Origin of the sequence: Paenibacillus sp. GCM10028914 (assembly GCF_042666275.1) — a bacterium.
GTDB lineage: Bacteria > Bacillota > Bacilli > Paenibacillales > Paenibacillaceae > Paenibacillus_AQ.
In genome coordinates, this window is the sequence record NZ_JBHTFO010000008.1 from 163990 (window position 1) to 176959 (window position 12970).

At 47.1% G+C, this 12970-nt stretch carries 8 protein-coding genes; 1 reads left to right on the forward strand and 7 read right to left on the reverse strand.

Annotated elements, in window-relative coordinates:
• Positions 1 to 115 precede the first annotated feature (115 nt).
• Entirely contained in the window at positions 116 to 1705 is a 1590-nt protein-coding gene (locus ACFQV5_RS07230; protein WP_379245123.1) for a PTS sugar transporter, read from the forward strand.
• Positions 1706 to 1865: 160 nt separating this feature from the next.
• On the opposite strand, the gene ACFQV5_RS07235 is transcribed toward ACFQV5_RS07230, so the two are convergent.
• The 7 genes from ACFQV5_RS07235 to ade all read right to left on the reverse strand — a co-directional run bounded on the left by ACFQV5_RS07235 (position 1866) and on the right by ade (position 12871).
• The gene (locus ACFQV5_RS07235; RefSeq protein ID WP_379245125.1) at positions 1866 to 2930 is read right to left on the reverse strand and encodes a hypothetical protein; all 1065 of its coding nucleotides are present in this window, start codon (positions 2928 to 2930) and stop codon (positions 1866 to 1868) included.
• 163 nt (positions 2931 to 3093) lie between these two features.
• Positions 3094 to 4482 (reverse strand): class II fumarate hydratase, encoded by a 1389-nt coding sequence (gene fumC / locus ACFQV5_RS07240; protein ID WP_379245127.1) that lies wholly within the window; start codon positions 4480 to 4482, stop codon positions 3094 to 3096.
• Positions 4483 to 4958: 476 nt separating this feature from the next.
• Entirely contained in the window at positions 4959 to 6728 is a 1770-nt protein-coding gene (gene cydC / locus ACFQV5_RS07245; protein ID WP_379245129.1) for a thiol reductant ABC exporter subunit CydC, read from the reverse strand.
• Positions 6725 to 8464, reverse strand: coding sequence for a thiol reductant ABC exporter subunit CydD (gene cydD / locus ACFQV5_RS07250; protein WP_379245131.1), 1740 nt, complete (start codon positions 8462 to 8464; stop codon positions 6725 to 6727). Before cydD ends, cydC begins: the two co-directional genes overlap by 4 nt.
• The gene (gene cydB / locus ACFQV5_RS07255; protein WP_379245133.1) at positions 8464 to 9477 is read right to left on the reverse strand and encodes a cytochrome d ubiquinol oxidase subunit II; all 1014 of its coding nucleotides are present in this window, start codon (positions 9475 to 9477) and stop codon (positions 8464 to 8466) included. Before cydB ends, cydD begins: the two co-directional genes overlap by 1 nt.
• On the reverse strand, positions 9464 to 10870 hold the full coding sequence (locus tag ACFQV5_RS07260; RefSeq protein ID WP_379245135.1) for a cytochrome ubiquinol oxidase subunit I: 1407 nt from the start codon (positions 10868 to 10870) through the stop codon (positions 9464 to 9466). Before ACFQV5_RS07260 ends, cydB begins: the two co-directional genes overlap by 14 nt.
• A 210-nt stretch (positions 10871 to 11080) precedes the next feature.
• On the reverse strand, positions 11081 to 12871 hold the full coding sequence (gene ade / locus ACFQV5_RS07265; RefSeq protein ID WP_379245137.1) for an adenine deaminase: 1791 nt from the start codon (positions 12869 to 12871) through the stop codon (positions 11081 to 11083).
• Between the last annotated feature and the right edge of the window lie 99 nt (positions 12872 to 12970).

Genomic DNA, 12970 nt, shown 5'->3' on the forward strand with positions numbered 1-12970 from the left:
CATCTTTTTATATCTTCCTAATCTAAATGAGAATTTGTGTTTTAGTACTTTAACAGAGTGAAACAGTGATGTACTATAGGATAAAGTGGTCATTTGGAATGGGGGACAAGCAAGAATGAATCGACAAATCGCAATTATAGGAAGTAGTGGCGGTAACCTGTATAATTTGGGTGGCAAAGAACCACAGAAGTTGCTTGATGAAATATTACTGCAGATGGAAAGTGCCGGGCTAACTTGTGTAGCACTCCAATTTATCGCCGCCCAGTCTTCAATGGATTCTGCTAAGGAAACGACTCTCGCAGCGCTATATAGTTGGAGTATATCTCAAGGAGCACCGGTTATCATTAGCGAAGGCTCGCTTAAAGAAGTTAATGAAGCAGCGCGGCTCTTAGACCGGGAAATCGCCGAACAGATCGAGCTTGGAGAGATTGAAGGTATCATCTCGATGAGTGCCGATCCGGTAAATACGAACCGTCATGCCTTTGAAGCCGCTGCAAAACATAAGCTGCCTCTAACAGGTACCGGAGGAACCTCTATGGCTATGCTTCAATCCAAGGGTGTCCACGTTATTGCTGCATCTGGCACAACGGGTACTACAAACCGAACACGTGCCGTGGCTTTTGTTACCTCTCTCAGTAAGCATTGGGGATTATCTTATCGACCGGTTATCGGCGGCGGCGCGGCTGCTGCTATCCATGCTGCATCGAGCACTTCACCCTGGAAACGGATCAATATTCGCGGAATCATGATGGCGTCGCTCCCCGGTTTTATCGGCATGGCATTAATCCTTGCTGCTAGCAAAATCCCAGGCCTATCGGCGCTTACTTCCGTATTTGACCTAATGATAAAAGCATTACCTGTAATCATTGCTGTCATTGCCGCGAAACAAATTTCAGAACTTGATGAGGTATCCATTGTTGCTGGTATTGTGGCAGGTGTGCTTTCCGTTGAAGGCGGCATTATCGGTGGTATGATTGGCGGTATCGGTGCAGGTTTGATCGTCCACTATGTATTCCGTAAATGTGTGGAATGGCGATTTCCTGCTACGACGGTCAATATCGTTGCCGGGGGAATATCCGGTCTCATCGCCGGCCTCATAGTATACTTCTTAATCGCTCCGATTGCACTTTCCGCAGGGGAGTTAATCCGGTTTCTCATCGAAACACTTGTATCGTGGAGTCCTGCTCTCGCAGGTCTTATTGCCGGGCTTCTGATCTGGCCAGCAATTATCGGCGGCGTTTACCATGCTGCTATTCTGCCAATCGTACTGCTGGAGATGGAACTAACGAGCAACAGCTTCCTTGGGGCAGTCGATATGGTCGGACTAGTCATGGTATCAGCTGGCATTACACTAGCGAACATTATTGCTCCCCGTGATAAGGGAGAAGCGGCTGTAGCCGCACCTGGCTTTGCGATCAATATGGGTTTCGGCACTTTTGTTGAAGCAGCCTACCCGTTTATGTTCTCGAATAAGCTTGTATTTGCCGGTGCAGTAGCCTCTGCAGGTCTCGGCGGCTTGCTTGTGGGCATCTTCGAGGTAAGAGGCACTGCCTATGTCCCCTCCTTCCTCGGCCCTGTAACTTCGAATAATACGATAGGGTTTCTGATCTCCATGGCAGCCAGCCTGCTCTGTTCGTTCTTGATTACGTTCTTCGTTAATAAAATGTCGGTGTATCGAAACTCTAAACCGGCAGTAAGCATGTAGTCCTTACTGATAAAGAACAGCTACAAATCATAAGAAATCGCTCTTCAAGAAAGAGCGATTTCTTTGTGTATTAATACCTCTTATAATTATCGTGTTGAAATACTCACCGTTCTTGTCCCAGCATCCCACGTGAGGTCAGCATCAAAAGAAGCGATAATCATTATTCCGAAACCCGCTCCCGAAATTCAATCTCATTGACCGATGTAATCTTCGAAATATCCTCGATTCTTAAAGTGTAAGTCTGCTTTTCCCAGTTCCTATCGTCGTCAAAGGAGGAAAAGTCTTTGTTGATTTTTTTTACATTTCTAGGTGTGTTCAGATCTGAAGGGTAATAAGCAATCTCAATACTCGTCTCACCTTCGGCTATCCTTTCTGGCAACCGTTGAATCAGTTCCATTACACACTCCTGTTCAGCGTATAGATTATCTGAGGTAAGATCCTTAAATACGATCAGGCTAACATGCTGACTACTGACCTTTGTTCCATTCTCAGCACTAAGGTTATTATAATCTTTTTCAACGATATCACTATCTTTGGCGTTCACGTATGTATAAATGAATGCATTCTTTGAATAGAGATCATCTACCAAGGGTGCCACATTCTCTTTAAGTTGAACGGACCATAGCTCATTCAAGTACGTATCATTTGATATTTTTGGAGGATTGTTATTATTACTTTCCAACCTGAATTCCAAGTCAGGGTTCCGCTCTGGGTGAGCCTCTATAGAATAAGAACTGATCGCCCAGATGTATCTTACATTCGAAATCTGAAAAGGTTCATTATATTTGTTTTCCAAATAGGTCTCTGCCGCTTCCCGAACGATCTTTTTCTCCGCACCTGATTTGGAGAAAGGTGACATCCCATCTGTGTATCCCTTATAGATCGCCACTATGAAGATGGCCAGGCCGATTAGAGTCCGCAATGCAATTTTCCATGATGATGAAAGCTGCCGCTCTCGCTTCTGAGCTTTATGTGGATTCTTGGGCTTTTTATGACTTAAATATATGAGTGGTATAATGATTCCTACACAATGAACGACAAGGGCAACCGGTAGGACCAGCCCTCCTAAAAAACCCATCGTCATGAAGAAAACGTACACACTTATGCCCTGCAGCGCCATAAGAAGCAACGCGCCCAGAATCATTCCCGGCGTGCCGATATAAAACATACCGAGTCCGGTAAATACCAGAGAGAGCAGAGAAGCTATCCACTGATGTTTCTTCAATGTATCATCCGTCCTTTATATAAGATAATTAGTGAAGCGCTCCTAACTTGAATCCATATTATACCGGAAGTTCGCGTGACAAATAAAGAACCCATTACACTATAGTGAAATGGGTTCCTGATGAGAATGTTGATGATCATTGTTCACATATAGCGAAATTCTTCTATTCCTTCGGCTGTATCATCTCTTCAGGCCGGACGATTCGATCAAAATCCTCCGCCGTCAACAGACCACTCTGCAGTGCTGCCTCTCGTAATGTCAGCCCTTCCTTATGCGCCTTCTTAGCGATGGCTGCTGCATTCTCATAGCCTATATGAGGGTTCAGTGCGGTCACAAGCATCAGCGAACGCTCCATGTTACCACGAATAACGTCCAGATTTGCCTCAATGCCGATCGCACAGTTTCGGTCGAACGAATCCATCGCATCCCCCAGCAAACATGCTGACTGAAGGAAATTATAAATGATCACAGGTTTAAAGACATTCAGCTCAAAATTACCCTGACTGGCTGCAAAGCCAATCGTGGCATCATTCCCCATCACCTGGCAGACAACCATCGTCAGCGCTTCACTCTGGGTTGGGTTCACCTTACCTGGCATAATAGAGCTGCCTGGCTCGTTCGCCGGTATGGTGAGTTCACCAATGCCTGAACGGGGGCCACTGGCAAGCCAGCGTACATCGTTCGCAATCTTCATCAAGTCCGCCGCGAGAGCCTTCAGCGCTCCATGGGCAAACACTAACTCGTCGTGGCTGGTCAGCGCGTGAAACTTGTTACTGGCACTCGTAAAGCTTTTTCCCGTTTCAATGCTAATCTGGGATGCCGTCATTTCTCCAAATTTCGGATGGGCGTTAATTCCGGTTCCGACCGCTGTACCACCTATGGCCAATTCCCGCAGCGGTTCCATCGCGGAAGCAATCATAAGCTCACATTTCTCCAGCATCCGGTGCCAGCCGCTAATTTCTTGTCCGAGCGTCAGCGGTGTAGCATCCTGCAGGTGGGTGCGGCCAATCTTGATTAATTCTTTATATTCATCACGCTTATTCCCCAATGTATATTTCAATCTCTGCAATGCAGGCAGTACCTGCTCCTCAACAGCTACCAATGCTGCCATATGCATCGCAGTTGGAAAGGTATCATTAGAGCTTTGTGATTTATTAACATCGTCATTCGGGTGAATCGATTGCTGGATGCCTTTCTCCTGTAATATCTGGTTGCCCCGACTTGCAATCACTTCATTTGCATTCATATTGGACTGGGTACCACTGCCCGTCTGCCATACAACCAATGGGAAGTGGTCATCCCATTTCCCCGCCAGAATTTCATCCGCTGCCGCCGCAATGGCATCAGCTTTCTCTTGTTCCAGCTTACCAAGCTTGGCGTTGACTATGGCTGCACTCTTTTTAAGAATAGCAAAAGCTCGGACAATCTCGAGTGGCATCCGCTCCGTGCCAATCCGGAAATTCTCAAGACTGCGCTGGGTTTGAGCAGCCCATAGCTTATCTGCAGGCACCTTGACCTCGCCCAGAGTATCTTTTTCAATACGGTAGTCCATTTCATCGTCCTCCTCCAGCCTTCTTGGCATGATTACAGCACTGTGTGATCGTGTACAGCATTGTCATACTTTATATTCCATTTACCCTATTATGGCATAGTCTTAATCTAGAGAGAAATTATGGACTTTATTCTGTGTATATGTAGATAAAAATAAATTATTGCATCACTGCGATTTGAGGATGACTTCTTTATCTGTTGTTAGACGCTACGGGTACGAATCATTCCTCCCATCGCTGTTGCCCCCAAATTTCCTGAAATATATCTTAACGATAGATATTCGGGGACAAAGGCGACCGCTGCCGCTTGTACGGAATCGCTTCGTCCCCTCCGCTGCTACGTGCATATCCATCAAAATAACAGAAAACCGCCCTTTTGAGAATGGAAGTGTTTAAGCCACCATCAAAAAGGAGCGGTTCTATTTGTACAATCAATCTTATGTTGCTCTGAGCGTATGCAACGCTGCATAGTACTCCACTACACAAGCGGACGATCCAGCTCGTACAGATGACGATAGCGTGGATAATGCTGAAGTAATTCAGCATGTGTGCCGCGCATCACGATGCGGCCATCTTCCATAAAGACGATCTCATCCATCTGTTCCACACCAACCAGATGATGTGTTACCCAGATGAGCGTTTTGCCTTCGAGACTTGCAAACATCGTGGATAACAGCTCTCGCTCAGTCTTTGGATCCAGTCCCACCGTTGGTTCATCAAGTATGACGACCGGTGTATCCTGAAGCAAGATACGGGCGAGCGCTACCCTCTGCCGTTCACCACCAGAGAAGCGTTGTCCGGTTTCCTGCATTCGAGTCTCAAGTCCATCTGGCAACGATGCTACAAGGTCATGAAGCCGGGCTCTCTTAACGGCGTCCTGAAGTTCCTCGTCAGACGCATTCGGTCTGCCCAACCGAAGATTGTTCGCAAGCGTCGTATCAAACAGATGCGGGCTTTGATTCAGTACAGATATTACCGAAGCGATACGATCTCCAAACCGGTAAGCATCTGTGCCATTTAACGTTATGCTTCCCTCCGATGGAGAGAGCACCCCTTGGATCAGATTCAGAAGCGTCGACTTGCCAGCACCCGAGCGGCCAATCACAGCTACCTTCGAACCTTGCGGAATATCGAGCGATATCTTGTTCACCGTTGGCTGATCGTCCCCCATATGTTGTCCCTCATATTGAAAAGAGACATTGACTACCTTTACATGTACGCCATTACTAGCTATAGCTGCGGCTTCATCTCTAGTCATGCCACTCTGCATGCTTGTAACAGGAGCATTACCCGGTACTTCTTCCTGGATTGCATTTAACCGGCTGATCGATTGTTCATATTGCGGAATTCGTTCAATCGCTTCAGAGATTGGCAGGAACGCATCCATAAGTGGAAACACAACGAGTACAAACGCTGCAATGAGTGTAACGTCGATACGGCCGTCAGCATACTGCTGGCTGGACCAAATGATCATAGACAACACGACTGCTGCCACTACACATTGGCTGATAAATCCACGAATTCGCCCCCAGCGCTTTAAAGATCGATCCGTACGATCAACGCTGGCCTCATCTTGCTCATAACCCGTTAGAAAATCCTTTTGCCGACCGCTGATGAACCATTCCCCCATGCCGAGTACCGCATCCGTCAGCTTCTGATACAATGCAGCGCGCTCCTGCTTAATTTCACGATTCTTCCGCTTCGTAAGAAGCAAGGAAACAATCGGCAATACAAATATAAGCAGGAACACATAAGCCGCCATCAGCAGCGCAAACCATGGATCGAATATTCCGATGGCAATCACAACACCACCGTAAAGTACTAAGGCCACAATGGCAGGGAATACAGTTCGGATGTATACATCCTGCAGGTATTCAATATCATCAGCTAACACGCCGAGAAGATCGCCAGTCTTAAATCGAGAGGAAAAACGGAGCGCCTGAGGCTCCAACAGCTGATACAGCCGAACCCGCATTTTAGACAAGATCCTCAGGATTGTATTATGCCCCACCAGCCGCTCCACGTAGTGGAAGACAGCTCTGCTAATCCCAAAGGTTCGTACACCGACAACGGGTACATACACCATCAAAATATTCTCCGGCCGAAGTGCAGACTTCGAAATAAGATATCCCGAAGTAAACATGAGCATGGACGCAGATAGAATGGTCAGCACTCCTAGGATTACAATCAGCAGAAACCGCCAGAAATTAGCCGTTACATACGGACGAAACCACTGCTCCTGCTTCAATGTACTCCCTCCATTTGCGATGTAATAAGGCCGTAATACACACCTTTACGCGCCATTAACTGTTCATGTGTGCCGGATTCAGCAAGTCGTCCCTGATCCATCACCAGAATATAATCCATTTCCGTCATCCAGTGCAGGCGATGGGTCGCAAGGAACACCCATTTATTCTTAAAGAGCGAGACAAGCGTCTCCTTCAATTCATATTCGGTTTCGATATCCAAGTGCGCGGTAGGCTCATCAAGTAGCAGAACAGGACGCTGACTCAAAAATGCTCTAGCAATCGCAACCCGCTGCGCCTGTCCGCCACTCAAACTCCGCCCTCCTCCGCCGATCATTTCATCTAAACCGTTTGGCAACGAATCGACCAAGCGAGACAACCCGGCAGCTTCCACTGCGCTCTTCACCTCGTCATTTGTTGCTTCCGGAGCGTAGAATCGAATATTATCCGCAAGAGAGCAGCCGAACAAGTATGGATGCTGCGGAATATAAGTTACATTGCTGCGCCATGTTCTTGATGCCGTGCTATGCAGTTTTACTCCATCCAGCACAACCTCACCGCTGCTCGGTGCAAGGAATCCACCCAGAATATCAATGAGCGTCGATTTACCCGCACCGCTTTCACCCACGATGCCGATCCGGCCTCTGCCTTTCAAATGAAAGCTTACATCAGCTAAAGAAGCTGGTCCGTTCTCATCATGACGCATCGAGATACCAGATAAATTCAACACGCTATTGTCCTTCCAAGTTAACACGGGCACAGGCTCATTACTTTCTCCAGCTGCCTGACCTTCTTTCGGCTCATCCTTGATCATCTCTTGGATAGCTTCACCGGCCTGTTTTCCGTCCAGGGTAGCATGGAAATCAGCCCCTACCATACGAACAGGCAAGAAGTACTCAGGAGCGAGAATAAGAATTGTCAGTGCAGGCAGCAGCTCCAGACTGCCGTTAATTAGTCGCAGACCTAAATTGACCGCCACCACAGCAACAGACAACATTGTGAAAAAGTCCAGTGCAAAGGAAGACAGAAACGCAACCCGAAGTGTTCGCATCGTCGCTTTCCGGTAGCTTTCGCTGACTTGCGCGATGCTCTCGCCGTGTCTAGCACTTTGCCCTAGAAACTTCAGTGTTATAAGTCCCCGGAGTGAGTCAACGAAATGGTTCGACAGCATACGGTATGTATGCAGCTGGCTTTCTGTCTGCTTTCGTGCCGCCAAACCGACCAAAATCAGAAATATAATCAAGATCGGCATCGTTATAAGCAAAATCACCGCAGAAATACGATCAATATAAAATACATAGAGCCACACCAACGCAGGAGTGAAAGCCATGCCCATCATGCGCGGTATAGTCAGCCCCACATACTTGCGGAACTTGGTGATACCCTCCAGCACAAGCGTGACCACATTGCCTGTTCCTTCGGACCGGACAAATCTTGGGCCCATATGGAACAGCTTATCCATCAGCTGCTTTCTCAGGTCCGTGCCCGTTTCCTCGGCAAATCGCTCAGCCACACCTTGCTGCAGCAGCCCTATGCCGTGACGTGCCAGAAAAGCAAGCAGGAACAATACCATTGTGCTGTATTGTTCCTGTAAAGAGGATCCGGCAAATAGGGCGGAGATAACCTCCGCCAGCCATTTTGCCTGTAATATGATGGTCATACTTTGTGCCAGGGTACAGATGGCAACGACGAGAAAAACCGTCTTAATTCCTTTGTATCCTAGCAGATCTTTACCCATCAGTACTCTAAATGCTCCTTCTCATGTACCCGTTTATGGAAAACGAAGTAGCTCCAAATTTGGTAACCCAATACGAAAGGCAGTAATGTTAATGCCACTATTGTCATCACTTTCAGAGAGTACTGTCCAGAAGCAGCGTTCTGGATCGTTAGATCAAATGCGCTGTTGATCGAGCTGATCATCACGCGTGGGAATAGTCCAATAAACACGGACATAACCGACAGAGCAATAACGGCTCCAGTCATACCAAATGCCCAGCTGTCTTTTTTAACTTTGATAAAGTAACCGGCTGCCAAAAAGGCAATCACACCAATAACCAGTACAATGGATAATAACCCACCACGAACTTCAAATACATCGGTCATGAAATACGTCATGGCTCCGAATATAAGCAGCAGCGCAGCAACCGGAATCAACAAGCGGCGTGCCATAACGCGAGCACGTTCCTGAAGATCACCTATCGTTCTAAGTGTCGTGAACATGAGTCCATGCAGTAAGCATAGCATAACTACTGTCACTCCGCCTACAACAGTGTAAAGATTTACAACATCGAAAAATCCGGCGTGAAGCTGCATTTGTTCATCAATCGGCAGCCCTTGAATCAAGCAGGCAAATACAACACCAAGTAAGAATGGAGGCAGAATGCTACCGATGAAGATCGCTGCATCCCACACCTTTTTCCAGCGTGCATTCCCGACCTTACCGCGGAATTCAAATGCAACTCCACGGCCGATCAAGGCAAGCAACAGGAACACAAGCGGAATGTAAAATCCGCTAAACAGCGTCGCATACCAGTTCGGGAAGGCGGCGAACATCGCGCCACCTGCCGTCAGCAGCCATACTTCGTTCGCATCCCAGAACGGACCGATAGAGTTGATGAGCACCCGGCGCTGACTATCATTTTTGGCTAAGAATTGGGTAGACATACCTACCCCGAAATCAAAGCCTTCCAAGAAGAAAAATCCGATAAACAGAACGGCAACCAGTACAAACCATAACTCATTTAGAGACATTGCCGTATCCCTCCTTATTGAATGGGTCAGCTGCGTTGTGATCGTCTTCTTCCACCGCATATGGCCCTTTCTTGATTACTTTAACGAACAGATAAGCCATTACCGCAGCGAGTACAGCGTAAATCGTACTAAATGCAATGAGTGAGAACAGGATTGAACCTGCACTTACATTTGGAGAAACACTATCTGCGGTTGTAATCAATCCGAATACCGTCCAAGGCTGACGACCGATTTCTGTCATGATCCATCCGGCTGTATTTGCAATGAACGGAAGTGAAATACTAAACAACAAAGCGTACCAGAACCATTTTCCTGCTTTCTCCACTTTCTTGCGCCATGTAAGCCATGCACCGTAAAGAGCAAGTAGAATCATAGCAGAACCCGCAGCAACCATGATGCGGAAGCTCCAGAATGTTGTGCGAACCGGAGGAATATAGTCTCCAGGCCCGTATTCTGCCTCATACTGTGCCTGCAGTTCTTTCATCCCGATAACCTCACCGGAAAATTTGCTGTAGGACAGGAAGCTAAGCAGATAAGGAACCTTAAATTCTGATGTATTCTTCTGATTTTCAGGATCAATGCTAGCTATAACCGTCCAAGGTGCAGGGTCATCACTTGTTTCCCACAAGGCTTCCGCTGCAGCCATTTTCATAGGCTGTGTATCAACCAAGTATTGTGCTTGTTGGTGACCATAGACAGCAACGAGCACGGAAGAGAGAAGCGCGACAATGATCGCAATGTTGAATGACTTTTTGAAAAATTCAATATCTTTCTTCTTAAGCAGCTTGTATGCGCTGACCCCTGTAACAAGGAATGCGCCTGTAGCGAGTGCCCCGAAGATCGTATGCGGGAACTCAACCAAGAGCTGACCATTTGTAATAATAGCTAGGAAATCATTCATCTCCGCACGTCCATTATTGATCTCAAATCCTACCGGACGTTGCATGAATGAGTTAGCCGCCAAGATCCAGAATGCAGACATGAGCGTACCGAAAGATACGAGCCATATGCTAAGTAAGTGAACTTTCTTGGATACACGGTCCCATCCGAAAATCCAAAGCCCAATAAAAGTAGATTCCAAGAAAAATGCGAGAAGTGCTTCAATCGCAAGTGGTGCTCCAAACACATCACCGACAAAACGAGAATAATCCGACCAGTTCATACCAAACTGGAATTCTTGCAATATGCCTGTAACGACCCCAACAGCAAAGTTAATGAGGAACAGTTTCCCCCAGAATTTTGCCATCTTCTTGTATATTTCTTTGCCCTTGACGACATACATCGTCTCCATAATGGCGATCAGAAATGCCAAGCCGATGGACAGCGGAACAAAGATGAAATGAAAAATGGTTGTCGATGCGAACTGTATTCGCGCGAGCATAACCGGATCCATAATATACCCCTTCCTTTTGGTCACGTAATAATGCTTTAAAATTTATCTTTCATTATTTTCGCAGACCGCAGTTAGAAGAATTGTGATTTTTGTCACATTGAAATGGTGTGAAAGGGGTTAAATAGTTGTGAATTTGTGACGAAAATCACGTTCTTGGCAAAAAAGGAAAGAGCCCACTCACAACTTGGGCTCTTTTGGCAATGATAAATGTCAGATTTCTGTTTCAATTAACTTAAATTCGGTCACATCAGCCAAACCACGGTTCGTGATCCGAATGTCCGGGATTACCGGCAGTGCGATGAGCGAGAAAGTCATGAATGGAGCATTCATCTCGCAGCCAAGCTCTTTCCACGCTTCCTCCATCGCGGCTACCTCAGCAGCAACCGTCTCAAGCGGTCGATCTGCCATAAGTCCCGCTACAGGCATTTCTACCTTCGCCAGCACCTTACCATCCTGTACCACGATCATCCCCCCACCACAAGCTGCAAGCTCATTGGCGGCAAACGCCATATCTTCAGGATTTGTCCCCATGACAAGCAAGTTATGGCTATCGTGAGCAACGGTGGATGCTACCGCACCTGATTTCAATTGGAATCCACTTGCAAAACCAAGCGAGATTTGACCCGTTCCTTTATGACGCTCAATGCAAGCAAGCCTTATAATATCCTCCGCTGGATCCGGCTGGATGATTCCGTCTACGACCGGCAGAGATGCTGTCATTTTGGCTGTACGGGCACTATTCTCAATAACACGGATCACGTTCACTTGTGTATTCTGTGTTTGTCCTTTGCTGCGGAGCAAGAAATCGTCCGCCGTTAGCGCACGCTTCAGCTGCACAGAGCTGCGAGCTTCCGCTGGATATTCATAAACCGGGAATGCCTTAACGAGTTTACCGGAATCAGCAACTACCTCACCATCGGCAATTACAAGAGATGGCTCCATCTGTTTCAGGTCATCAATCAGTAATATATCTGCTGCTTTACCTGGTGCGATACTGCCGATCTCCTGCTCCATGCCGAAATACCGTGCGACATTGATGGTTCCCATCTGAATCGCAGTAACCGGATCAACGCCTTCTTCAATAGCCCGGCGTACCACATGATTCAAATGACCCAGCTTCAATAGTGTCATAGGATAAACATCATCTGTTACAAGGGAAATGTTATCCGTACATACTTTATCTTCCGTTACCACTTTGATAACTTCTTTTACATCATGCCATGCCGAACCTTCACGAATCATCAAATGCATTCCAAGACGAACCTTCTGAAGCGCCTGCTCCCGTGTAACTGTCTCATGGTCAGAACTCACACCTGTTGCCAGATAGGCTTGCAGCATGCGCTCATCTTCTGATGGAAAATGTCCCGTAACTGTCTTGCCCGCTTTCAAAGTTGCTTCGATTTCACCGCACATGGTCGGATCACCGTATACAACACCAGGGAAATTCATCACTTCTCCAAGACCTTCAACACCTGGCCACTGTAATCCCGCTTCAATATCAGCTACACCAAGTGCAGCGCCCGCATCTTCAAGATCTGTTGTAGCAGGTACACATGATGGAAAGGTCGTAAATACTTTAAGCGGCAGCTGCTGGCCTTCTTCATGCATCCAGCGCACACCTTTGGAGCCAAAGACATTCGCAATTTCATGGGGATCCATGAAGACAGCCGTTGTCCCCTTAGCCATCGCTGCCTTGGCGAATTCCGTTACCGTCATCATTGTGCTTTCCACATGCATATGTCCGTCGATTAGACCAGGGGTGATATAACGTCCATTCGCCTGAATTACCTTCGTATTCTCGCCGATCGTATGATCAGCTTGACCAATATAAGCAATTCTTCCAAAGGCCATGGCGATATCGACATGCTCCTGAAGTTCTCCTGTGAACACATTGACGAGTGTACCGTCCTTGATCACCGTTTCCGCAGCTGCCTGCCCCATTGCAATTTGTCCTAGCTGTTTGCTGACCTCATAACGCTTATGTCTCTTTTGCGAACTCATGTTGTGTACACTCTCCCTTTTGTAATTAGAATCATCTAGCTTTATCCTGCCCATGAAGATACTCCAAATAACCCGGACAGTGACTTCTGCCCAGGTTAT

Excerpts from the sequence above, each read along its gene's own strand:
- ade (WP_379245137.1), bottom strand. The coding sequence starts at position 12,871 with ATGAGTTCGCAAAAGAGACATAAGCGTTATGAGGTCAGCAAACAGCTA.
- cydB (WP_379245133.1), bottom strand. The coding sequence starts at position 9,477 with ATGTCTCTAAATGAGTTATGGTTTGTACTGGTTGCCGTTCTGTTTATC.
- ACFQV5_RS07260 (WP_379245135.1), bottom strand. The coding sequence starts at position 10,870 with ATGGATCCGGTTATGCTCGCGCGAATACAGTTCGCATCGACAACCATT.
- ACFQV5_RS07230 (WP_379245123.1), top strand. The coding sequence starts at position 116 with ATGAATCGACAAATCGCAATTATAGGAAGTAGTGGCGGTAACCTGTAT.
- cydD (WP_379245131.1), bottom strand. The coding sequence starts at position 8,464 with ATGGGTAAAGATCTGCTAGGATACAAAGGAATTAAGACGGTTTTTCTC.
- fumC (WP_379245127.1), bottom strand. The coding sequence starts at position 4,482 with ATGGACTACCGTATTGAAAAAGATACTCTGGGCGAGGTCAAGGTGCCT.